We start from the raw sequence: 20,480 nt of genomic DNA, 5'->3' as shown, positions 1-20,480 counted from the left end.
ACGATCGGATCCATGACCACGATCGCATCGACCGGCGAGCGGGCCAAAGCCCGGCCCAGCGCCGCCCTGATCGCCGCGGAGCGGGGCGTACCGGTACTCGACATTGTCGTGCCGGTATACAACGAGCAAGCGGCCCTTGCAGATTCGATTCACCGCCTTCACGAGCACCTGACCCGCGACTTTCCGTTCACGTTCCGGATCACGATCGCCGACAACGCCAGCGTCGATGCCACACCGCTGATCGCGGAGGCGCTGGCCGGCGAACTGGCCGAGGTGCGGGCAATCCGGCTGGAGCAGAAGGGCCGTGGCCGCGCCCTGCATGTGGTGTGGGAGGAGTCGGATGCGCCGGTGCTAGCCTACATGGACGTCGACCTGTCGACCGACCTCGCCGCGCTGGCACCGCTGGTGGCGCCGCTGATCTCCGGGCATTCCGACTTGGCAATCGGGACGCGGCTCGACCACGGGTCGCGCGTCGTGAGAGGCGCCAAGCGCGAGGCGATTTCGCGCTGCTACAACCTGATCCTGCGATCGACACTGGCCGCCCGGTTCTCGGACGCCCAATGCGGGTTCAAGGCAATCCGCTCGGACGTCGCGCGACGGCTGCTTCCGTACGTGCGCGACACCGGTTGGTTCTTCGACACCGAGCTGCTGGTGCTGGCCGAACGCAGCGGGTTGCGGATCCACGAAGTACCGGTGGATTGGATCGATGACCCCGACAGCCGTGTGGACATCATCGCGACGGCGTTGGCCGACCTCAAGGGAATTGCCAGGCTGGTCAAAGGCTTTGCGCGCGGCGAGATACCGGTCCAGGCAATCGGCGCACAGTTCGGCCGCGGCGCCGGTGCGTCCCGGTCGTTGCTGGGCCAGACCGTGCATTTCGGCGTGATCGGGGCCCTCAGCACGCTGGCCTACCTGGCGCTGTTTCTGTTGCTGCACCCGCTGGGCGCGCAGCCCGCCAACCTGATCGCACTGTTGGCGACGGCGCTGGCCAACACTGCGGCCAACCGCCGCTTCACGTTCGGCGTGCGCGGCCGTGCGGGAGCGGCCCGCCATCAGTTCGAGGGCCTGGTGGTGTTCGCGGTCGGCTTGGGGCTGACCAGCGGGGCGTTGGCCATGCTGCACAATGTCACCGATCCGCCGCGGCTGCTCGAGCTCGCCGTCTTGGTGCTGGCCAATCTGGCCGCGACCGTGGTGCGATTCGTACTACTGCGCGGGTGGGTGTTCCATCCCGGCCGCGCAGACAAGGAGGAACTGCGATGATGCTGGTGGCAGACGTTGCACCGGAGGCGATTTCGGCGCCGCCCGCCGATTCGCGGCGACCGCGATGGGAGCGCCGTGCGCTGTGGGCGCTGCTGGCGGCGACGGCGGTGCTCTACCTGTGGGACCTGAGCGCTGTGGGCTATGCCAACGAGTTCTACGCCGCCGCCGTACAGGCCGGCACGCAAAGCTGGAAGGCGCTGTTCTTCGGCTCGCTGGATTCGGGCAACGCCATCACGGTCGACAAGCCGCCGGCAGCGATGTGGGTGATGGGATTGTCGGCACGGCTGTTCGGCTTCAGCACGTGGTCGATGCTGGTGCCGCAGGCTCTGATGGGCGTCGGGTCGGTGGCCCTGCTGCACGCCGCTGTGCGACGGGTCGGCGGTCCGGCCGCGGGCCTGCTGGCCGGAGCGGTGTTGGCGCTGACTCCGGTGGCGGCCTTGATGTTTCGCTACAACAACCCGGATGCGCTGCTGGTCTTGTTGCTGGTCGCGGCCGGCTACTGCGCGGTCCGTGCGCTTGACGGGTCATCCGGTCGATGGCTTGCGCTCGCTGGAACCGCGCTCGGGTTCGCTTTCCTCACCAAGATGATGGAGGCCTTCCTGGTGGTGCCGGCGCTGGCGGTGGCGGTGCTGGTTGCCGCCCCGGGTTCGCTGTGGAAGCGAATCGGCGATCTGCTGATCGGTGCGACAGCCATGGTGGTCTCGGGTGGCTGGCTGGTTGCCCTGGTGAGCCTGTGGCCCAAGGATTCTCGACCCTACGTCGGTGGGTCTACCGACAACAGCCTGCTGCAGCTCGCGCTGGCCTACAACGGCGTCGGCCGCGTATTGGGCGGCGACGGCAACCACGGCCCGGGTGCCAAACCGGGCGGCGGATCGCCGATGTTCGGTGGCGGACCGGGCATCACAAGGCTGTTCGGGGCGTCGATGGGGACCGAGGTTTCCTGGTTGCTGCCCGCCGCGGTGATCGGACTGATCGCCATGCTGTGGTGCGTGCGGTCTGCGCCGCGGACCAGCCGGTTGCGGGCGGGATTGCTGCTGTGGGGCGGTTGGCTGTTGGCGACCGCGCTGGTATTCAGCTACATGCAGGGCATCATGCATCCCTACTACACCGTTGCGCTGGCACCGGCGGTCGCCGCCGTCGTGGCGATCTCGACTCGGGAGCTCTGGCGGGGCCGGCAGTACGTGTCGTCGCGAATCACGCTGAGCGCCATGGTCATTGCTACCGGTGTGTGGGACTTCGTCCTGCTGGACCGCACACCGCAGTGGCTGCCCTGGCTGCGCTGGACCGTGCTTCTCGGGACCGTCGCCGTCGCAGCGGCACTGCTGATCGGCCCTGCGCTACGCCGGTACCCCGCCGTGCTGGCCGCGGCCGGCCTGTTGTTCGGGTTGGGCGGTACTGCGGCATACACGATGGAAGCCGTCGCGGTCTATCACGGCGGCGCCATCCCCAGGTCGGGGCCAGCGCGCGCGTCGGACCGTGGCCCCGGCGGCCCGGGACCACAGGTCGGCGACAACAAGGCCCTGGACGCGCTACTACTGACCGCTGCCGACAAGCGGTGGGCCGCAGCAACAATCGGCTCACACATGACCGATAGCCTCGAGCTGAGCACCGCGACGTCGGTGATGGCGATCGGCGGCTTCAGCGGTCAGGACAACTCGCCGACGTTGGCCCAGTTTCAGCAGTATGTTGCCGAGGGTCAGATCCGCTACTTCATTGCCGACGACGGCCGCGCGCATCCGGGTGCACCCGGTGGTCCGCGCAAACCGTCCGGCACCGCCGCCGCCATTATGGAATGGGTCAAGGCGCACTACACACCGCAGAAAGTAGGCGGGACGACGGTCTATGACCTCGCCGGTTGACCTGGCGCTACGGGCAGGTCACGTCGACCTCGAATGGCTTGCTCACCATGCCTGCCATCGGATTTGACGGGTCGACGCCGGTTGCCGTCCCGGTGAACTTGTAGCCGTCGCCGTCCTTCGACGCTTGGGCGCTGGCTCCGGGACTTCCCTGCTGGTATGCCAGGTTCACACCGTTGACGGTGCCCAATGCGATCTGATGAACCACGGGCGGATTGGCGTCGGTGGCCTGGACTGCGACGGCGCCCGACGAGCCAGGCTGGCCGATCCCGATCTGGAGCTCTCCCGCCGCCTTTTGGCAGGTGACCTGACCCTTGGCGTTCTGATCCTGGCCGTCGACCACCACCTTGGCGTGGCCCTTGGTGCTGACCTTTTGGCCTCCACCGCCGGAACAGCCCGTCAAACCCGTGACGACGATCGCCGTCGCTGCTGCAGCGATCGTTACTGAACGTTTCACCCGTGCTCCTTTGTAGTTGTGGCGGCCTGTCGACATCGATGGACCGTTTCGGCAGTATGCAGCTTGGCGAGATCAGGAGCATCACATTCGACAAAAATTTAATTGCCACGTCACAAAGCTATTTTCGCTCGATCGGTTTTGATCCGGCGCAGATGAATTGATGGCACCGTTATGACGGTGGAACACAAGCCGCCGATCGATGACATAACCGATTTCGCCGATGCCGACCGCGGTTTCATTGCCGCGCTGAACCCCTGCGTCGTCAACTCCGCCGCCGGCGGCGTGGTGTGGGACAACGATGCTTACTCGTTTCTCACCGGTGACGCACCGACATCGGTGCATCCCAGCCTGTGGCGCCAGTCGAGGCTGACCGCCAAACACGGCCTTTTCGAGGTGGTGCCGGGCATCTACCAGGTTCGCGGCATGGACATCTCCAACATCAGCTTCGTCGAAGGCGATACGGGGATCATCGTGATCGACCCACTGGTTTCCACCGAAGTTGCTGCCGCCGCGCTGGCACTGTATCGCGCCCATCGCGGGGACCGCCCCGTCGTCGCGGTGATCTACACCCACAGTCATGTCGACCATTTCGGCGGCGTGCTCGGGGTCACCTCGCAAGCCGACGTGGACGCGGGAAAAGTAGCGGTGCTGGCTCCCGAAGGATTCACGCGGCACGCCGTGCAGGAAAACGTCTACGCCGGCCCGGCGATGGCCCGTCGCGCGACCTACATGTACGGCACCATGCTGGCGCGCGGCCCGCAGGGCCAAGTCGGTTGTGGGCTGGGTCAGGCGCCGTCGACCGGCGAGGTGGCGCTCATCGTCCCGACGGTCGATATCCGCGCCACCGGTGAGAGGCACACGATCGACGGAGTGAACATTGAATTCCAAATGGCGCCCGGCACCGAAGCGCCCGCCGAAATGCATTTCTACTTTCCGCAGTTCCGGGCGTTATGCATGGCAGAAAACGCCACCCATAACCTGCACAACCTGCTGACCCTGCGCGGCGCGCTGGTGCGCGACCCGCACGTGTGGTCGGGATATCTCACCGAGGCGATCGACATGTTCGCCGCCCGCGCCGATGTCGTGTTCGCCTCTCACCACTGGCCCACCTGGGGGCGCGATCGGATCGTCGAGTTCCTGTCGCTGCAGCGCGATCTGTATGCCTATCTGCACGACCAGACGCTGCGCCTACTCAATCAGGGCTACACCGGCGCGGAGATCGCCGAAGTGTTCGAGATGCCACCGGCGCTGGAGAAGGCATGGCATACTCGCGGCTACTACGGGTCGGTCAGCCACAACGTGAAGGCCGTCTACCAGCGCTACATGGGCTGGTTCGACGGCAATCCGGCCCGGTTGTGGCCGCATCCTCCCGAGGCGCTGGCCAGTCGTTACGTCGACGCCATGGGCGGTGTCGACCGTGTCGTCGGGCTGGCCCGGCAGGCTTTCGATTCCGGTGACTTTCGGTGGGCGGCAACACTACTCGACCATGCGGTGTTCACCGACAGCCAGCACGGCGCGGCGCGCCACCTCTACGCCGACACGCTGGAACAGCTGGCTTATGGCGCCGAGAACGCGACATGGCGCAATTTCTTTCTCTGCGGAGCCGCCGAATTGCGCGACGGCAACTTCGGGACCGCGACACAGACAACCTCGCAATCGCTGCTGTCCCAACTGACGCCGGAGCAGATCTTCGACACGCTGGCGATCAGCGTCAACGGGCCCCGCGCATGGGATTTGGATCTGACACTGGATATCACCCTGGCCGATCTCGCCACCAATTACCGGCTCACTTTGCGCAACGGAGTACTGGTCTATCGCAAACTGCCCGCCGACTCCGCGACCGCGGACGCGACGGCGCGGCTGGACACCAAGGACCGACTGCTGGCCGCCGCCGCAGGCGATTTCACCTCACCGGGCCTGGAGCTTTCCGGCGATCAGACGACGCTGCAGGCGCTGCTGGGTGTCCTCGACCGGCCCGACCCGGCGTTCAACATCGTCACGCCATGACATTGTCAATCGACCTCGATGACGACCTTGCCGATCGATTTGCGTTCGGCCACATACCGTAGTGCCGCCGGAGTGTCGGCCAGCGCGAACCGCGCACCGATGTAGGGCCGGATGCGCCCGTCGGCCAACATCGCTCTCAGCTCGGCCATGTCGCGCTCCGCCTCGACCGGATGGTCACCGAGAAACGTACGGATCTCCATGCCGCGGATCGTGATGCCCTTCAGCAGCACGAGATTGAGTGGTATCGCCGGAATCGCTCCCGCGGCGTAGCCCAGCGTCACAAAGACGCCGCCGCGGCCGAGTCCTCGTAGGGCCGGCTCCGAATAGGGCCCACCGACGGGATCGAGGACAACGCGCGCACCGTCGCCGGTGAGTTCGCGGATGCGGGACTTCAGATCCTCACGGTCGTAGTCGACTGTCGCCTCGGCGCCACGCCGCCGGCACACCTCGAGCTTCTCCTCGGTCGACGCCGCGGCCAGTACCCGGGCCTTCATCGCGACCGCCAGGTCGACCGCGGCCAGCCCGACCCCGCCGGCTGCGCCGAGAACCACCACCCAATCGCCTTCTGCGACTTGGGCAACCGATCGCAGGGCGTGATAGGCGGTGCGGTAGGCGACGCCGAACGCGGCCGCGGCAGCGTAATCCGCGCCATCAGGAATGGTCGACACCGCCTCGGCGGGCAGCAATGCCTGTTCGGCGAACGCCCCCACGAACGCGGTACCACTCACCCGCTCGCCCGGCGCGAGGTTGACGCCTTCGCCCACGGCTACCACGTCGCCGGCCAGTTCACTGCCCGGCGTGAACGGCACCGGAATCCTGACCTGATATTTGCCGTCGATCAGCAGCACGTCGGGGAAGTTCACCGCCGCGGCCCGCACCCGCACCACCACCTCGCCGGGGCGCGGCGTCGGGTCGGGAACCTCATCGATGACAAGGTCTTCCGGCGGACCGTACCGACGGCAGACAACGGCTCGCATTACGTCACGCCCAAGCCGCGCAAGCAGAACTGGACCAAATGATCGACGTCGTCGCGACTGGGACGAGCGGACGAATCCAGGTAGCGGCGTAACGTTGTGGCGGTGCAGTAGAACACCGCGTCGGCATCACGCTTGACGTCGTTACTGCCCAGCGCGGCAACAGGTTCGGTCAGCAGGTCACGCATCGGCCGCATGACCTCCTCGCCAGCGTTGGCGGTCGCCGACATCTGCCCGGCCGCCGCCCGGCTCATGCTCAGCAGGTGCGGATCGGCGACTTGGGCCAGCACACCTTCGATCCACCGTGCGATTTTGCCTTGCGGCGTCGGCTCTTTGGCCATCTGATGCGCAAGGTAGGAGACCACGATGCCCACACCGCGCTCCATGACCGCCAGAATGAGATCGTCCTTGCCGGCGAAGTACCGGTAGAACGCCTTGTTCGACGATCCCGCCTCGGCGACGATGTCGCTGACCCGCGGCGGATCGGGGGCAGCCCGTTCCATCACCCGCACCGCCGCGGCCAAGATCCGCTCGACCTCCTCGGTGGCCTCGCGCTGACGTTCGTCGAGCGCGCGCTCGACGGCCGCCGTGAGCCGGCTACTGGTCAACGAGGTCACCGTACTTCGCACGCGCGGCGTCGCGGCGGACGTCGAGCATCTCGCTGGGCCATTCCGGGTCCTCGGCCTCGTAATCCTTCAGCAGCATCCGGGCCAGGTTCACCTTGTGTGCCTCGGTGGGCCCGTCGGCCAGCCCGAGCGCCACACCGCCGAGCAGCACATTGGTCAACGGCAATTGGTCGGTCAGCCCCAACGCGCCGTGGACTTGAATCGCGCGCAGCCCGATCGACTTGAGTACCTGCGACGCCAGGATCTTGCACGCGCCGATCTCAGTGCGGGCCGCATGTTCGCCCGCGGTGTCGCACAGCCACGCGGCATGCAGCACCGCCAACCGGAATGGCATCAGTTCGGTGTAGGAGTCGGCGATAAACGCCTGCACCAGCTGCTTGTCGGCCAGCGAACTGCCTTGGGTGAAACGGCTTTTCGCGCGTCGCGCCATCATGTCGATGGCGCGCTGGGCCATGCCGATCGAGCGCATCGCGTGATGCAGCCGGCCCCCGGCCAGGCGGGTCTGCAGGATCAAGAAGCCCTGCCCGGGTTCGCCGAGCAGCGCGTCGGATGGCACCCGAACGTTGTCGTAGCGCACCAGCGAATGACCGGGCTCATGCGGGAGCGCGCCGGTCAGATGATGGGTGGCTTCCACGACCAGGCCGGGCGTGCCGGCCGGGATCAGGAACGTCGACGCCCCGCGGTGCACCGGCACGTCCGGGTCGGTGATCGCGACGACGATGAAAAACGATGCGACGGAGGCGTTGGAGGAGAAGTATTTTCGCCCGGTGATCACCCACTCGTCACCGTCTTTGACCGCGCGGGTGGTGAATACGCGGGGGTCGGCGCCGCCCTGCGGCTCCGTCATCGAGAAGCACGAGAAGATCTCGCCGGACAGCAACCCGGCCAGGTAGCGGTCCTTTTGCTCCTGGGTGCCGAAGCGGGCCAGGATTTCGGCGTTGCCGGTGTCCGGTGCCTGGGTGCCGAATACGATCGGCGCCCACGGGCTGCGTCCCAGGATCTCGTTGATCAGCGTCAGCTTGACCGCCCCGAAGCCCTGCCCGCCGAGTTCAGGCCCGAGGTGCGGGGCCCACAATCCTTGGTCGCGGACTTGTTGTTTGAGCGGGTCGACGATGCGGCGACGCTCGTCGGTCAGCGGCAGGAACTCGCATCCCGGGAAGAGCACCTCCAGCGGCTCGACCTCTTCGCGGACGAACTCCCGGATCCAGTCCAGCTTCTTCTCGAACTCCGGCTCGGTGGAGAAGTCCCATGCCATGTCGCAACTCCTAGGTTGATTGGCGGCGACCCACTGCGCCCGGCTTCGCCGCGCTTGTGATCGCCGCTCAGGGGATCCCGCCGTCGGCCCGCACGGTCGAGCCGGTGGTGAAGCTGGACGCGTCCGAGGCCAAAAACAAAGCGGCCCCGACAATTTCGGCCGGATCACCGGCTCGCTGCAACGACAGGTGCCGGAAGGGGTTTTCGGTCGCCTGCTCCAGACCCCACGCCTTGCTGACGTCCGTCAGAAACGGGCCGGCCATCAGCGTGTTGACCCGCACCGTCGGCCCGAACGCTTTGGCCAGCGCCTCGGTCATAGCGTTGAGCCCGGCCTTGGCTGCTGCGTAGGGGATGATGTCCGGCGTCGGGCGCAGCGAGCCGGCGGTGCTGACGTTGATGATCGAACCGCTCCCGGCAGCGACCATGCGCTCACCGACCAACGCCGACAACCGGAACGGTCCTTTGAGGTTGAGGTTGACGACGGCGTCGAACAGCTTCTCGGTGACGTCGGTCAGCGTGTCGTAGAGCGGGGACATGCCGGCGTTGTTGATCAGCGTGTCGATCTTGCCGAACCGGTCGTAGGTCGCGTCGACGAGGCCGTCGAGTTGGTCCCACCGCCCGACATGTACCTGATACGGCATGGCGGTCCGTCCGGTTTCGGCCTCGATCTCCTTGGCGGTGGACACGCAGTTGTCCATGTTGCGGCTGGCGATCACCACGTCGGCGCCGCAGCGGGCCACCCCGAACGCCATTTCCCGGCCGAGTCCGCGGCTGCCGCCGGTGATCAGAACCACCCGATCGGTCAGATCGAAAAGCTGCTCGGCGTAGCTCATTTCGAACGCGCCAATTCGGCCGCCGTGGCGATCAGCTGCAGGATCATCGGACCGAACGCCTCGGTGATCTTCGGGTCGACCTTTCCGGTAAGCACACCGGCAGCGTAGGTCTTTTCCAGCACGATGCCGAGCTTCCAGTTGGCCAGCACCAGGTAGTAGTCGATGTTCTCGGTCGACAGTCCGCTGATGTTCTCGTAATGCTCGAGCAGTTCGCTGCGCGCCGGCATGCCAGCCATGTCCAGATAAAACCCGTCGGCGCGCGGGTGTTCGCCGTCGTAGCCCAGCAGGCACCACGCCAGGTCAAGCAGCGGGTCGCCGATGGTGGTCATCTCCCAGTCCACGATCGCGGCCAGCCTGGCCGGAGCCCCGTGCGCGAACATCACATTGGCGAACTGATAGTCGCCGTGCATGATGCCCGGCGTGTAGTGGCTGGGCCGGTTGCGGCGCAACCAGTCGGCGGCCTCGTCGAGGCCTGGAAGCTCGCGCACCCGATAGGCGTCCAGAAAGGCCAGCCAGCGGTCGACTTGCCGCTCGTGGAAACCGTCCGGACGGCCGAAGCCCTCCAGCCCCTGCGCATGCCAGTCCACCCGGCCCAGCCGTGCCGCACCGCCGACGAGTTCGAACGCCAACTCCCGCCGCGCCGCCAGGTCGGTGTCGAACGGCGCCGGCCAGCCGCCGTCCATCGGGCTCCACCCGTCGATCGCCTGCATGACGTAGAAGGGCATGCCGAGCAGATCGCCGGCATCGTCGGCGGCGATCAGCGCGGCATGCGGCACATCGGTGCCGGACAGGGCCCGCACCAGCCGGATCTCGCGCCGCACGCCGTCGATCCGGGCGGCGTCCGCGCGGGCGCCCGGCATCCGCAGCACCATCCGCTCGCCGCCGCGCTCGACCAGATACAGCGTGTTCTGCGAGCCACCGGACAGCGGCTTCAACGCCGGTTCCTCGCCGGCGGCCGGTACGTCATTTGCATCCAGCCAGCGACCGAGCACGCCTGCGTCCAGCATCCGCACACCTCACTCTCCGTGCAGAGAATAGCATTCTCCGCCTGCGTGCGAGAGCACTTCGCCCCGGGTGCGAGGCTGAGCGGATGCAACTGCTCCTGGTCCGGCATGCCCTGCCGCTTCGTAGCGAACCCGGCCAAGGGTCCGACCCCGACCTGTCCGACGAGGGGTTCACGCAGACCGAAAGGCTGCCCGGGGCGCTGGCCCGCTTTCCGATCACCCGGGTGGTCAGCAGTCCGCAACGACGCGCCATCCAGACCGCCGAACCGGTCGCCGCCGCACGCGACCTCGCCGTCCACGTCGACGAACGGTTCGCCGAATACGACCGCGAGCTCCCCGTCTACATCCCCATCGAGCAGATCCGCGAGGAGAAACCTCAGGAGTGGGCGCGGATGGCCGAGGGGCGGTTACCCAGCTCGGTCGACGAGGTCGCTTTCCGCGCCCGCGTGAACGCCGCCGTCGACGACGTCGTCGCAGCGGCCGATCCCGACGACACCGTGGCGGTGTTCAGCCACGGCGGGGTGATCAACGTGGTGCTACACGAAATCCTGGGCACCCGGCGGCTGTTGTCGTTTCCGATCGACTACGTGTCGGTGACCCGCCTGCTGTTCTCGCGGTCCGGGCAGGCCAGCGTCGCGGCGGTCAACTGCACCGAACACGTATGGGACCTGCTGCCCCGGAACCAGCGTTAACGCCGACCCGAGGCGTGCTTCTTCGCCGCCCGGCGCAACTGGTAGATCCGCGCGGTCCCGGCCAGCACCGTGATCAGCCCGCCGCACACCGCCGCCAGCAGAATGGCCACCCCCAGCGGCAGGCTCCAGTGCCAGCCCAGAAATTGGAACTGTGCCGACGCCGTGTTCTGGGTGATGAAGATCAGCAGCACGATCAGAATCAGGAACCCGACGGTCAGCGCCGTCCACACCGCGCCGGCCCGGGTGAACATCACCGGCGAACCCGACGGTGGTTTGGCGGCGTCGCGCGCCGGTACTTCGGTCGGAGGCGGCTGATCGGGCGATACAGGTGGATCGCTGCTCATAGTGCCATCTTTGCAGGAATCACCGCCCTGTGGCACAGCTTCTGGCGATAGTGTCGGCAAGTATGGGCACGCTGCGACGCCGCGCGGCGGTGTGGCTTGCGACGTGCCTTGTGGTGGCAGGCTGCGGCAGTTCCAACCCGCTTGGGGGAATGTCGGGCAGCATGAAGTCGATCGTCGTCGGGTCGGCCGACTTTCCCGAATCTAAGATCGTTGCCGAGATCTATGCACAGGCGTTGCAGGCCAACGGTTTCGATGTCGGGCGCCGGCTGGGGATCGGCAGCCGCGAAACGTATATCCCGGCGCTCAAAGACCATTCGATCGACTTGGTTCCCGAGTACATCGGCAACCTGCTGCTGTATTTTCAGCCCGACGCGACGGTGACCATGCTCGACGCCGTCGAATTGGAGCTCTACAAACGGCTGCCGGGCGACTTGTCGATCTTGACGCCGTCGCCCGCATCGGACACCGACACGGTCACCGTGACCGCCGCCACCGCCGCCATGTGGAATCTCAAAACCATCGCCGACCTGGCTCCGCATTCGGCCGAGGTGCGCTTCGCGGCGCCGTCGGCGTTTCAGAGCCGGCCGTCGGGACTGATGGGGCTGCGGCAGAAGTACGGCCTGGACGTCGGTCCCGGCAACTTCGTCGCGATCAGCGACGGCGGCGGCGCGGTGACGGTACGCGCGCTGCTGGACGGAACGGTCAACGCGGCCAACATCTTCAGCACCTCGCCGGCCATACCACAAAATCATCTGGTTGTGCTCGACGATCCCGAGCACAATTTCCTGGCGGGCAACATTGTGCCGCTGGTCAACTCGCAGAAGAAGTCGGACCGTCTCAAAGATGTGCTCGATGCGGTGTCGGCCAAACTCAGCACCGCCGGGCTGGCGCAACTCAACATGGCGGTCGCCGGCAACTCCGGTGTCGACCCCGACGAGGCCGCGAGAAAGTGGGTGCGAGACAACGGCTTCGACCACCCGGTCCGGGAATGATCGGCTTCGAGGAGGTCAGCAAGGTCTACCCCGACGGCACCGTCGCCGTCGACCGTCTGTCCCTGGACGTGCCGAAGGGGGCGCTGACTGTCTTCGTCGGCCCGTCGGGTTGTGGCAAGACCACCTCCATGCGGATGATCAACCGGATGATCGAGCCCACGTCGGGCACCGTCACCGTCGACGGCGCCGACGTGGCGGGCATCGATCCGGTGAAACTACGCCTGGGGATCGGCTACGTCATCCAGGGCGCGGGCCTGATGCCGCATCAACGGGTGATCGACAACGTCGCGACCGTGCCCGTGCTCAAGGGCCAGTCGCGCCGGTCCGCGCGCCAAGCCGCCTACCAAGTGCTGGAGCGGGTCGGGCTGGACCCCAAGCTGGCTAGCCGCTATCCCGCGCAGCTCTCGGGCGGCGAACAGCAACGCGTCGGCGTCGCCCGAGCATTGGCGGCCGACCCGCCGATTCTGCTGATGGACGAGCCGTTTTCCGCCGTCGACCCGATTGTCCGCCGCGAGCTGCAACGCGAAATCGTGCGCCTGCAAGGCGAATTACGCAAAACCATCGTGTTCGTCACGCACGACATCGACGAGGCGGTCCGGCTGGCAGATTTCATCGCGGTGTTCGGTCCGGGCGGTTCGCTGCAGCAGTACGACGAACCCGCGCGGCTGTTGTCGCGTCCGGCCAACGATTTCGTATCGAGCTTCATCGGTCTCGGCCGCGGCTACCGGTGGCTGCAGTGCCTGGATGCTGACGGCCTGCCGTTGCACGACATTCCACGGATCGCGGAATCCGAGGTCGGCACCGCGCAATTGCGTGACGACTGGACGCTGGTGGTTCACCAGGACGGCAGGCCGCTGGGATGGATCGACGCGGCAGGCCTGCGGCTGTACCGCGACGGCGCGTCGTTGTCGGACAGCGTGACCGCCGTCGGTTCGCAGTTGCGCCCGGACGGAAACCTCAGCCAGGCATTGGACGCCGCGCTGGCTTCGCCGTCCATGCTGGGCGTGGCAGTGGACAAGGCGGGCAAGGTCATCGGCGGAGTGCTGGCCACCGATGTGTTGGCCGCACTGGAGTCGCGGCGGCGGGACTAACCGTGCATTACCTGCTCACCCACCTGCCGGCGGCTCGGACGCTGACGGTGATTCACCTGCGGCTGTCGCTGGTGCCGGTGCTGCTCGGGCTGGCGATCGCACTGCCGCTGGGTGTGGCGGTGCAACGCCGGACCACGCTGCGGCGGCTGACCACCGTGACCGCGAGCATCGTGTTCACCATCCCGTCGCTGGCGCTGTTCGTGCTCTTACCGCTGCTGATCCCGACGCGCATCCTCGACGAGGCGAACGTCATTGTGGCGCTGACGCTTTACACGACGGCGCTGCTGGTGCGAGCGGTCCTCGAGGCGCTGGACGCAGTCCCGCAGCAGGTGCGGGACGCCGCCACCGCGGTCGGCTACCGGCCGAGCAGCAGAATGCTGAAAGTCGAACTGCCGCTGGCTATTCCGGTCCTGGTCGCCGGACTGCGGGTCGTCGTGGTGACGAATATCTCGATGGTCTCGGTCGGCGCGGTGATCGGCATCGGCGGCCTGGGCACCTGGTTCACCGAGGGCTATCAGGCCGACAAGAGCGACCAAGTGGTCGCCGGCATCATCGCGATCTTCGGGCTGGCGGTCGTCATCGACATGCTGATCGCGCTGGCCGGCCGGCTTGCCACACCGTGGCAGCGCACCTCGCGGATGAGCCGGCCCATCCGCCCCCTGCGGGCTCCGATCGTGGGCGGCTCGCGATGAACTTTCTCGCCCAGGCACTGTCCTACCTCTTCACCGCCGCCAACTGGACCGGGCCGGACGGGCTGGCGGTCCGGACACTGGAGCACCTGGAATACACCGCGCTGGCGGTCACGGCGTCGGCGCTGATCGCCATCCCGATCGGGTTGGCCATCGGGCACTCCGGTCGCGGCGCGCTGGTAGTGGTCACCGCGATCAACGCGCTGCGTGCGCTGCCCACCCTTGGCGTGCTGTTGTTCGCCGTGCTGGTCTGGGGTTTGGGGCTGGGACCGCCGATCGTCGCGCTGATGCTGCTGGGCATCCCGCCGCTGCTGGCCGGCACCTACGCCGGGGTGTCCAACGTCGATCCGAAGGTCGTCGACGCCGCCCGCTCGATGGGCATGACCGAGCTGCGGGTGCTGCTGCGCGTCGAGGTGCCGAACGCGCTGCCGCTGATCGTCGGCGGGCTGCGCACCGCCACCCTGCAGGTGGTGGCCACCGCGACGGTGGCGGCCTACGCCAGCCTGGGCGGGCTGGGCCGCTACCTGATCGACGGCATCAAGGTGCGCCAGTTCCACATCGCGCTGGTGGGCGCGCTGCTGGTAGCCGCTTTGGCGTTGATCCTCGATGCCGCACTGGCGTTCGCGGTGTGGGTGTCGGTGCCGGGCACCGGCCGGCCGCGACGGCTCGTGCCGACCAGACAGCCGGACTGTTCGACACCCGACCCGGTCGCCTACGGTATAGCGCGTGAGCCCAGCCCCTCGTGATGCGACGTCGAGCACCTGGCCGGCGATGCTGACCTGGCGCGCGCCCGACTGCTACCGCATGGAATCGGTACGGGTGCAGTTGTCCGGCAATCGAATCAAGGCCAACGGCCGTATTGTCGCCGCGGCCACCGACACCCAACCGGCGTTCGGCGCCTACTACGACCTGCAGACCGATGAGACCGGCGCCACCAAGCGATTCGGGTTGACGGTGACACTGGCCGAGCGGGAGCGCCAGCTCTCCATCGCGCGCGACGAGGAGAACATGTGGCTGGTCACGGACCACGCGGGGGAGTCGCGGGCGGCCTTCGACGGCGCTCTCGACGTCGACGTGGTGTTCAGCCCGTTCTTCAATACCTTGCCGATCCGACGTCACGGCCTGCACGAGCGGCCCGACTCGATCATCGTTCCCGTGATCTATCTGGGGCTGCCCGACATGTCCATCACGTCAGCAGTCGTCACCTACAGCAACGCCAGTTCGGCCAGCATCGGGGAGGTCAAGGTGAAATCGCCGGTCTCCGACACCACTTTGTTGGTCGACACCGACGGCTTCATCGTGGACTATCCAGGCTTGGCAGAGCGGATCTGATCACCCCACCGGCTCGTCCGGCGGCGGCAAGTTCGTCGCGCCAATTCTCGGCGCCGACGAAGACGGTGACGATCTCTGGCCGCGAGAAGCTGTCGTAGCGGGTGCGTGCGGCGTGCCCGGCTTCGACGAGCTCGGCCACAGAGTTGTTGTGCGCCAATGAATCCCGCGCATTGCTGAGTATTTCGATGAAGCGGTCCACCATCGGTAGAACCTGGCCGGCGTTGGCTTCACACATAGCGCGGACCAGATCCGGCGCGGTGACCGCCACCCTGGTGCCGTCGCGGAACGACCCGGCGGCCAGCGCGAAGGCCAGCGGGACCTCGGCGGCGGTGACGGCCAGCGACTCGGCGAGCAGATGCGGCAGGTGCGAGATCGCGGCCGCGGCTGCGTCGTGCTCGTCGGAGCGGGCCGGCACCACAACCGAGCCGCAGTCCAGTGCCAACGTCATCACCAACGTCCACACCGCAGGGTCGACGTGGTCGTCGACGCTGACCACCCAGGGCGCCCCGCTGAACAACCGGACATGTCCGGCCGCCCAACCCGAGTGCGCGGTTCCGGTCATCGGGTGGCCACCGACAAAGCGAGCTCGCAGACCGGCGGCGGTGACCTCGTCGAGCACCGCGCTTTTCACGCTGGTGACATCGGTGAGCGGACAGTCCGGTGCCAAGTCGGCGATGTGGGCGAGCAGCGACGGCAAAGCCGGCATCGGTACGGCCAGCACGATCAACGCGCCCGCCTCGGCGGCGCGGGTCAGGGCCTCGCTGAGATCGGTGGTGGCGTCGAACCCGTCGAAGCGGGCCGCCTGGACGCCCTCGACGGAGCGGTTGTAGCCGAAAACCTCGTAGTCTGCCGAGGCCGCGGCCCGCATGATCGATCCGCCGATCAGCCCCAGCCCAAGTACGCACACCGGTGTCTTTGCCACACCTCAAGGTTGGCACATTTCGCGGCAAGTTCGCTGGTCAAGCTGCACCGTCAGGGACTAGCGTTGCGCGCATGGGACCACAGCGGGCCTCTGCGCAGGCGGATACGCCGGACGGCTTCGGCGTTGCCGTCGTGCGCGAAGACGGCAAGTGGCGCTGCGCTCCGATGCGCCGCAAGGCGCTGACCAGTCTGGCCGAAGCCGAGACCGAGCTGCGCGAGTTGCGCAGCGCCGGGGCCGTTTTCGGGCTGCTGGACGTCGACGACGAGTTCTTCGTCATCCTGCGCCCGGGGCCGTCGGGGACCCGGATGCTTCTCTCGGACGCCACGGCGGCCCTCGACTACGACATCGCGGCCGAGGTGCTGGAGAACCTCGACGCGGACATCGATCCGGAGGACCTGGAGGACGCCGAGCCGTTCGAGGAGGGCGACCTGGGGCTGCTCTCGGACATCGGGCTGCCCGAGGCGGTGCTGGGCGTGATCCTCGACGAGACCGACTTGTACGCCGACGAGCAGCTGGGTCGCATCGCGCGGGAGATGGGCTTCGCCGAGGAGCTATCGGCGGTGCTCGATCGCCTCGGTCGGTGATCGAGGACGCGGACCTGATCCGTGCCGCGCTGGCGGTCGCCGCCACCGCGGGGCCGCGCGACGTCCCGGTGGGTGCGGTGATCATCGGACCCACCGGCACAGAATTGGCCCGCGCGGTGAACGCCCGGGAGGCCCTCGGCGACCCGACGGCGCACGCGGAAATCCTGGCGATGCGGGCCGCTGCCGGCGTGCTCGGCGACGGGTGGCGGCTCGAAGGTACGACGCTGGCCGTCACCGTCGAGCCGTGCACGATGTGCGCGGGCGCGCTGGTCATGGCGCGGGTGGCGCGGCTGGTGTTCGGGGCGTGGGAGCCCAAGACCGGCGCGGTCGGCTCTCTTTGGGACGTGGTGCGTGACCGGCGTCTCAACCACCGGCCCGAGGTACGCGGCGGCGTACTGGCCGACGAGTGCGCGGCGCTGCTGGAGGACTTCTTCGCCCGCCAGCGATTGGGGTGAGCGGGCCCGCGTTCGGTAAGCTGTCCGGCGGTGGCGTGTCCGAGCGGCCTAAGGAGCACGCCTCGAAAGCGTGTGACGGGTAACCCCCGTCCGAGGGTTCAAATCCCTCCGCCACCGCCAAATTTTTCTCGCCATGGCCTGCATGGCGGCAACAGCCGGCGTTGAACTCAGTGACCACACTGGCCCGAGGGCAGGGCACGCAGATGCGCGGCCAGCCAGTCGGCGATCGCGGTGAGAACTTGCGTGCCCTCCTCAAACGATCCCGATACGGGTTGCGCGGCCAACGCCACCGCGGTTGTGCCGGTCGGTGTGTTGAGTAATCCCATTTGCCGTACCAGGTGATTACCGGACGGCGACGGCCCCCAGCCACCTTTGAATCGAGCACCTGGTATGACGCCGATGCCCCAACACTGGTCAGCCGTGATGTCGTTCATCAGTGCGAAGATCGGTGCGTTTCGGTTGTCGCACACGGCAGTTGAGATGAACCGAGCCTGTTCAGCGAGCGGCCACTGTGTTTGGCCGAATGCCGTGAATTCGGGACGTACCCTGTGCGACTGGACTACCGTCGGGTCGCCGCACTCTCTCAGTACCGCTTCGACCTTGCGCGCTGCGGTGCCTGGATCTCCCAGGCTCTGCCAAAGCGATTCGGCTGCCGCATTGTCAGACTGCGTGATAGCAGTGTTCATTGCATCGGTTACTTTCGGCGGGTCCTCTTCCCGTAGCGCAGCAATCGCGAGAGGAACCTTCATCGTCGACCAGGCCGGTCCACTTTGCCAGTGTCCCAACGTCATTGGTCCTTGCGCCGATCCCACGGCACTAAGTGCTACACCGGCCACCGCGTGCAGTTTCGTTTCCAAATCCGCGAAATCCGCAGCCAGCGTTGCCGAACTTTGTGACATCAAGCGTTGACCTAGCTTGCCGCCTGCGTCCCGCCGAGATACGTGACTATCCCCTGCGTAACTGCGGCGGCATATCGTGCCCGCCCCTCTGGGCTTTCCATCTCAGCGGCATCCGCCGGATTCTTCGTGTTGCCGAGTTCGACTAGCACCGCTGGGTATTGGGCAAGGTTCAACCCGGCGAGATCTGCTCGGCCATACAGACCGTCCGACCCGATGTAGGTGGACCTCGTCAGGCCTGACGCGGCGAGCGTGTCGCGCATCGTGCTCGCCAACCGCATCGCTGGACCAGCCTGCGCGTCGTTCAGCGGTGGACTCGAGTAGTTCACGTGGAAGCCGTGGCCCGACGGCGGCCCACCGTCGGCGTGGATACTGACGATCGCGTCCGGGTGCATAGCGTTTGCCGCCGCGGCGCGTTGATCGATGCACGGCGCGAGTCCACTGTCGTTGTCGCGTGACAGCGCTGTTCGTACGCCCATCTGGGTCAGCGCGCCATTGATGCGTTGGACGACGTCCCAGTTGAAGCTGTGCTCCGCGTAGCCATTGCTCGTGGCAGCGCCCGTCGTTTCGCAATTCTTGGTACCTCCGCGGCCGTTCGGGACTTGTCGGTTAATCGAAGCGTCGTTCGCACCGTTGTGGCCCGGGTCGAGAAAGACCGTCATTCCAGAGATGGTCGGGGCTGCCGCCGCGACCGGAGCCTCGACGGTCGAAACCTGGCAACAAATTGCCAGGACAAGTGCGGCAACTGCCACGGCGCGCGGCATCGCGAAAGGGTAGCAGCCATTGCCGCGGCGAGTAGGGTCAAAGCATCGGGGTCAAAGGGGGGCCAGCGGCCGCTCACCGCTTGGAGGAACTGTGGACATCGTGCTCGGGGTGTCGATGGCGCCCACCACCGTCCGCATGGTGCTGGTGGAAGGCGAAAACGCGGACGGCGCCACCGTCGAAGAGGAAAACTTCGCTGTCCCGGTGGACGAACACGCCGACACCGCGCCAACCACCAGCGCCGCCGACCAGGTGATCGCGGCCATCCTCGGCACCCGCGAAAGCGCGGCCGAGGGCGGCTACCGGCTGGCCTCGACCGGCGTCACCTGGACCGACCCCGTCGAAGCGAGCGCGCTGCGCGACATGCTGGCCGCCCGCAAGGTCGAAAACGTCATGCTGGTGTCGGCGTTCCTGGCCGCGGCCGCGCTGGCCCAGACCGTCGGCTCTGCGCTCGGCTACGCGCACACCGGGTTGCTGTTCATCGAACCGGACAGCGCGACGTTGGCCGTCGTCGACTCCGCCGACGGATCCGTCGCCGACGTGCGCCGCGAGGTCTTGCCCGACGACGACACCGAGGCCGTAGGCAGGATCACCGCGCTGACCTCGGCTGCTGACGGACTGCCGTCGCGGCCGGAAGGTCTGTTCGTGGTGGGCTCGGGCGTCGACGTCGGGATGATCAAGTCGGAACTGGAGGCCGCGACCACGCTCGCGGTGAGCGCAGCCGAGGAACCGGAGACCGCGCTGGCCCGCGGCGCGGCGCTGGCCTCGGCGCACGCACCGCTCTTCGAGTCCTCGACCGCGGCGGTGGCCTACGCGCAAGATCCCGGCACCGGTCACGTCGACCCGGAAAGGGCGCTGGCCGCCGGTCTGGCGCCCGGCCCCCCGCCCGCCGACGACGGCCAGCCCCTCGCGTATAGCGCCGACCCCGTCGACGGCGCCGACGAACTCGACTTCCAAAGCGACGCCGACCACGCGGAGCGCAAGCCGTTCCTGGTGGCGCTGGGAGTGCTGACTATCTTCGTCGTCGGTGTCGCCGCACTGGCGATTGCGCTTGCGCTCGATATCCGGCCGCATGTCAACCAGCGGCCCAATCTGGGCCAAAGTGTCGTCGTCCCAACCAAACAGGCGCCGCCACCTCAGCCGGCCCCGCCACCCAAAGCACCAGCCCCTGCGCCGGCGCCCGTGGCGCCCGCACCGGCCCCGGCGGCTCCGGCGCCCGCGCCCGCAGCCCCGCCACCCCCGCCGGCGCTTCCGCCGCCGCCGGCATTGCCGGCCCCTCAACTCCCCGCGCCTCAGCTGCCGGGGCCGGGCATTCCGGGACCGAACCTTCCGGGTCCAAAGATTCCTGGCCCTGGGCTTCCCGGCATTCCTCATGGCGGCGGGCCGCACGTACCGGGATTACCGGGTATCCCCGGAATACCGGGTCTGTAGACCCTTGGGCCAGTTGCTA

At 67.3% G+C, this 20,480-nt stretch carries 22 protein-coding genes and 1 tRNA gene; 13 read left to right on the top strand and 10 right to left on the bottom strand.

What is annotated here, in order from left to right; translation table 11 throughout:
- Positions 1 to 12 precede the first annotated feature (12 nt).
- Both AWB95_RS19945 and AWB95_RS19940 read left to right on the top strand, forming a co-directional pair.
- A complete protein-coding gene (locus tag AWB95_RS19945; protein WP_062540679.1) occupies positions 13 to 1,260 on the top strand; it encodes a bifunctional glycosyltransferase family 2/GtrA family protein in 1,248 nt (415 codons plus the stop codon).
- Complete coding sequence (locus tag AWB95_RS19940; protein ID WP_084707188.1) at positions 1,260 to 3,119, top strand: ArnT family glycosyltransferase; 1,860 nt, start codon at positions 1,260 to 1,262, stop codon at positions 3,117 to 3,119. Before AWB95_RS19945 ends, AWB95_RS19940 begins: the two co-directional genes overlap by 1 nt.
- Positions 3,120 to 3,126: 7 nt before the next feature.
- Here the strand turns inward: AWB95_RS19940 and AWB95_RS19935 are convergent, their stop codons facing one another.
- Positions 3,127 to 3,573 (bottom strand): lipoprotein LpqH, encoded by a 447-nt coding sequence (locus tag AWB95_RS19935; protein WP_084707189.1) that lies wholly within the window; start codon positions 3,571 to 3,573, stop codon positions 3,127 to 3,129.
- 177 nt (positions 3,574 to 3,750) lie between these two features.
- On the opposite strand from AWB95_RS19935, the gene AWB95_RS19930 reads away from it, so the two are divergent.
- Positions 3,751 to 5,580, top strand: a complete 1,830-nt coding sequence (locus AWB95_RS19930; RefSeq protein ID WP_232315712.1) for an alkyl/aryl-sulfatase — start codon at positions 3,751 to 3,753, stop codon at positions 5,578 to 5,580.
- Between the two features lie 5 nt (positions 5,581 to 5,585).
- On the opposite strand, the gene AWB95_RS19925 is transcribed toward AWB95_RS19930, so the two are convergent.
- The 5 genes from AWB95_RS19925 to AWB95_RS19905 form a co-directional block, all read right to left on the bottom strand.
- Positions 5,586 to 6,557, bottom strand: coding sequence for an NADPH:quinone oxidoreductase family protein (locus tag AWB95_RS19925; protein ID WP_062540683.1), 972 nt, complete (start codon positions 6,555 to 6,557; stop codon positions 5,586 to 5,588).
- Positions 6,557 to 7,171: a TetR/AcrR family transcriptional regulator gene (locus tag AWB95_RS19920; protein ID WP_062540684.1), complete on the bottom strand. Its 615-nt coding sequence runs from the start codon at positions 7,169 to 7,171 to the stop codon at positions 6,557 to 6,559. The genes AWB95_RS19925 and AWB95_RS19920 overlap by 1 nt, the downstream gene beginning before the upstream one ends.
- Complete coding sequence (locus AWB95_RS19915; RefSeq protein WP_062540685.1) at positions 7,152 to 8,435, bottom strand: acyl-CoA dehydrogenase family protein; 1,284 nt, start codon at positions 8,433 to 8,435, stop codon at positions 7,152 to 7,154. The genes AWB95_RS19920 and AWB95_RS19915 overlap by 20 nt, the downstream gene beginning before the upstream one ends.
- Before the next feature lie 67 nt (positions 8,436 to 8,502).
- Positions 8,503 to 9,267: an SDR family NAD(P)-dependent oxidoreductase gene (locus AWB95_RS19910; protein ID WP_062540686.1), complete on the bottom strand. Its 765-nt coding sequence runs from the start codon at positions 9,265 to 9,267 to the stop codon at positions 8,503 to 8,505.
- The gene (locus AWB95_RS19905; protein ID WP_085168552.1) at positions 9,264 to 10,274 is read right to left on the bottom strand and encodes a phosphotransferase family protein; all 1,011 of its coding nucleotides are present in this window, start codon (positions 10,272 to 10,274) and stop codon (positions 9,264 to 9,266) included. Before AWB95_RS19905 ends, AWB95_RS19910 begins: the two co-directional genes overlap by 4 nt.
- Before the next feature lie 83 nt (positions 10,275 to 10,357).
- Here AWB95_RS19905 and AWB95_RS19900 point away from each other — a divergent pair, with 83 nt between their 5' ends.
- Positions 10,358 to 10,963, top strand: a complete 606-nt coding sequence (locus tag AWB95_RS19900) for a histidine phosphatase family protein (RefSeq protein WP_062538397.1) — start codon at positions 10,358 to 10,360, stop codon at positions 10,961 to 10,963.
- Here AWB95_RS19900 and AWB95_RS19895 read toward each other — a convergent pair.
- Positions 10,960 to 11,307, bottom strand: coding sequence for a LapA family protein (locus AWB95_RS19895; RefSeq protein WP_062538396.1), 348 nt, complete (start codon positions 11,305 to 11,307; stop codon positions 10,960 to 10,962). The two genes, AWB95_RS19900 and AWB95_RS19895, sit on opposite strands and share 4 nt — an antisense overlap.
- A 62-nt stretch (positions 11,308 to 11,369) precedes the next feature.
- Between AWB95_RS19895 and AWB95_RS19890 the strand changes: the two genes are divergently transcribed.
- Genes AWB95_RS19890 through AWB95_RS19870 form a run of 5 tightly spaced genes read left to right on the top strand, consistent with a single transcriptional unit; the run spans position 11,370 to position 15,411 of the window.
- Complete coding sequence (locus AWB95_RS19890; protein WP_062538395.1) at positions 11,370 to 12,299, top strand: ABC transporter substrate-binding protein; 930 nt, start codon at positions 11,370 to 11,372, stop codon at positions 12,297 to 12,299.
- Positions 12,296 to 13,390: an ABC transporter ATP-binding protein gene (locus AWB95_RS19885; RefSeq protein ID WP_062538394.1), complete on the top strand. Its 1,095-nt coding sequence runs from the start codon at positions 12,296 to 12,298 to the stop codon at positions 13,388 to 13,390. The genes AWB95_RS19890 and AWB95_RS19885 overlap by 4 nt, the downstream gene beginning before the upstream one ends.
- A 2-nt stretch (positions 13,391 to 13,392) precedes the next feature.
- On the top strand, positions 13,393 to 14,082 hold the full coding sequence (locus AWB95_RS19880; RefSeq protein ID WP_062538393.1) for an ABC transporter permease: 690 nt from the start codon (positions 13,393 to 13,395) through the stop codon (positions 14,080 to 14,082).
- Positions 14,079 to 14,825: an ABC transporter permease gene (locus AWB95_RS19875; RefSeq protein ID WP_062538392.1), complete on the top strand. Its 747-nt coding sequence runs from the start codon at positions 14,079 to 14,081 to the stop codon at positions 14,823 to 14,825. The genes AWB95_RS19880 and AWB95_RS19875 overlap by 4 nt, the downstream gene beginning before the upstream one ends.
- A complete protein-coding gene (locus AWB95_RS19870; protein ID WP_373280746.1) occupies positions 14,806 to 15,411 on the top strand; it encodes a putative glycolipid-binding domain-containing protein in 606 nt (201 codons plus the stop codon). The genes AWB95_RS19875 and AWB95_RS19870 overlap by 20 nt, the downstream gene beginning before the upstream one ends.
- Here the strand turns inward: AWB95_RS19870 and AWB95_RS19865 are convergent.
- The gene (locus AWB95_RS19865; RefSeq protein WP_062538398.1) at positions 15,374 to 16,318 is read right to left on the bottom strand and encodes a prephenate dehydrogenase; all 945 of its coding nucleotides are present in this window, start codon (positions 16,316 to 16,318) and stop codon (positions 15,374 to 15,376) included. The two genes, AWB95_RS19870 and AWB95_RS19865, sit on opposite strands and share 38 nt — an antisense overlap.
- A gap of 86 nt (positions 16,319 to 16,404) precedes the next feature.
- Here AWB95_RS19865 and AWB95_RS19860 point away from each other — a divergent pair, with 86 nt between their 5' ends.
- The 3 genes from AWB95_RS19860 to AWB95_RS19850 all read left to right on the top strand — a co-directional run bounded on the left by AWB95_RS19860 (position 16,405) and on the right by AWB95_RS19850 (position 17,492).
- Positions 16,405 to 16,917: a tRNA adenosine deaminase-associated protein gene (locus AWB95_RS19860; protein ID WP_062538390.1), complete on the top strand. Its 513-nt coding sequence runs from the start codon at positions 16,405 to 16,407 to the stop codon at positions 16,915 to 16,917.
- Positions 16,914 to 17,372 (top strand): nucleoside deaminase, encoded by a 459-nt coding sequence (locus tag AWB95_RS19855; RefSeq protein WP_085168551.1) that lies wholly within the window; start codon positions 16,914 to 16,916, stop codon positions 17,370 to 17,372. The genes AWB95_RS19860 and AWB95_RS19855 overlap by 4 nt, the downstream gene beginning before the upstream one ends.
- A gap of 29 nt (positions 17,373 to 17,401) precedes the next feature.
- Positions 17,402 to 17,492: transfer RNA gene (locus AWB95_RS19850), tRNA-Ser, on the top strand.
- 47 nt (positions 17,493 to 17,539) lie between these two features.
- Here AWB95_RS19850 and AWB95_RS19845 read toward each other — a convergent pair.
- Together AWB95_RS19845 and AWB95_RS19840 are read right to left on the bottom strand one after the other, a co-directional pair.
- Positions 17,540 to 18,271, bottom strand: a complete 732-nt coding sequence (locus AWB95_RS19845) for a serine hydrolase (protein WP_062538196.1) — start codon at positions 18,269 to 18,271, stop codon at positions 17,540 to 17,542.
- An 11-nt stretch (positions 18,272 to 18,282) separates the two neighbouring features.
- Positions 18,283 to 19,032 carry an Rv3717 family N-acetylmuramoyl-L-alanine amidase gene (locus AWB95_RS19840; RefSeq protein ID WP_062538197.1) on the bottom strand — a complete coding sequence of 250 codons (750 nt, stop codon included), beginning with the start codon at positions 19,030 to 19,032 and terminating at the stop codon, positions 18,283 to 18,285.
- Between the two features lie 91 nt (positions 19,033 to 19,123).
- Between AWB95_RS19840 and AWB95_RS19835 the strand changes: the two genes are divergently transcribed.
- Complete coding sequence (locus AWB95_RS19835) at positions 19,124 to 20,461, top strand: DUF7159 family protein (RefSeq protein ID WP_085168550.1); 1,338 nt, start codon at positions 19,124 to 19,126, stop codon at positions 20,459 to 20,461.
- The last annotated feature ends 19 nt before the right edge of the window (positions 20,462 to 20,480 follow it).

Origin of the sequence: Mycobacterium celatum (genome assembly GCF_002101595.1) — a bacterium.
GTDB classification, from domain to species: domain Bacteria; phylum Actinomycetota; class Actinomycetes; order Mycobacteriales; family Mycobacteriaceae; genus Mycobacterium; species Mycobacterium celatum.
Note: the sequence above shows the minus strand (reverse complement) of the source record. Positions and strands in the feature narration are given on the sequence as shown.

What these genes read in the sequence shown, in the direction of transcription:
- AWB95_RS19945 (WP_062540679.1), top strand. Translation starts at nt 13, where the DNA reads ATGACCACGATCGCATCGACCGGCGAGCGGGCCAAAGCCCGGCCCAGC.
- AWB95_RS19940 (WP_084707188.1), top strand. Translation starts at nt 1,260, where the DNA reads ATGCTGGTGGCAGACGTTGCACCGGAGGCGATTTCGGCGCCGCCCGCC.
- AWB95_RS19925 (WP_062540683.1), bottom strand. Translation starts at nt 6,557, where the DNA reads ATGCGAGCCGTTGTCTGCCGTCGGTACGGTCCGCCGGAAGACCTTGTC.
- AWB95_RS19915 (WP_062540685.1), bottom strand. Translation starts at nt 8,435, where the DNA reads ATGGCATGGGACTTCTCCACCGAGCCGGAGTTCGAGAAGAAGCTGGAC.
- AWB95_RS19910 (WP_062540686.1), bottom strand. Translation starts at nt 9,267, where the DNA reads ATGAGCTACGCCGAGCAGCTTTTCGATCTGACCGATCGGGTGGTTCTG.
- AWB95_RS19905 (WP_085168552.1), bottom strand. Translation starts at nt 10,274, where the DNA reads ATGCTGGACGCAGGCGTGCTCGGTCGCTGGCTGGATGCAAATGACGTA.
- AWB95_RS19900 (WP_062538397.1), top strand. Translation starts at nt 10,358, where the DNA reads ATGCAACTGCTCCTGGTCCGGCATGCCCTGCCGCTTCGTAGCGAACCC.
- AWB95_RS19895 (WP_062538396.1), bottom strand. Translation starts at nt 11,307, where the DNA reads ATGAGCAGCGATCCACCTGTATCGCCCGATCAGCCGCCTCCGACCGAA.
- AWB95_RS19890 (WP_062538395.1), top strand. Translation starts at nt 11,370, where the DNA reads ATGGGCACGCTGCGACGCCGCGCGGCGGTGTGGCTTGCGACGTGCCTT.
- AWB95_RS19885 (WP_062538394.1), top strand. Translation starts at nt 12,296, where the DNA reads ATGATCGGCTTCGAGGAGGTCAGCAAGGTCTACCCCGACGGCACCGTC.
- AWB95_RS19875 (WP_062538392.1), top strand. Translation starts at nt 14,079, where the DNA reads ATGAACTTTCTCGCCCAGGCACTGTCCTACCTCTTCACCGCCGCCAAC.
- AWB95_RS19860 (WP_062538390.1), top strand. Translation starts at nt 16,405, where the DNA reads ATGGGACCACAGCGGGCCTCTGCGCAGGCGGATACGCCGGACGGCTTC.
- AWB95_RS19845 (WP_062538196.1), bottom strand. Translation starts at nt 18,271, where the DNA reads ATGTCACAAAGTTCGGCAACGCTGGCTGCGGATTTCGCGGATTTGGAA.
- AWB95_RS19840 (WP_062538197.1), bottom strand. Translation starts at nt 19,032, where the DNA reads ATGCCGCGCGCCGTGGCAGTTGCCGCACTTGTCCTGGCAATTTGTTGC.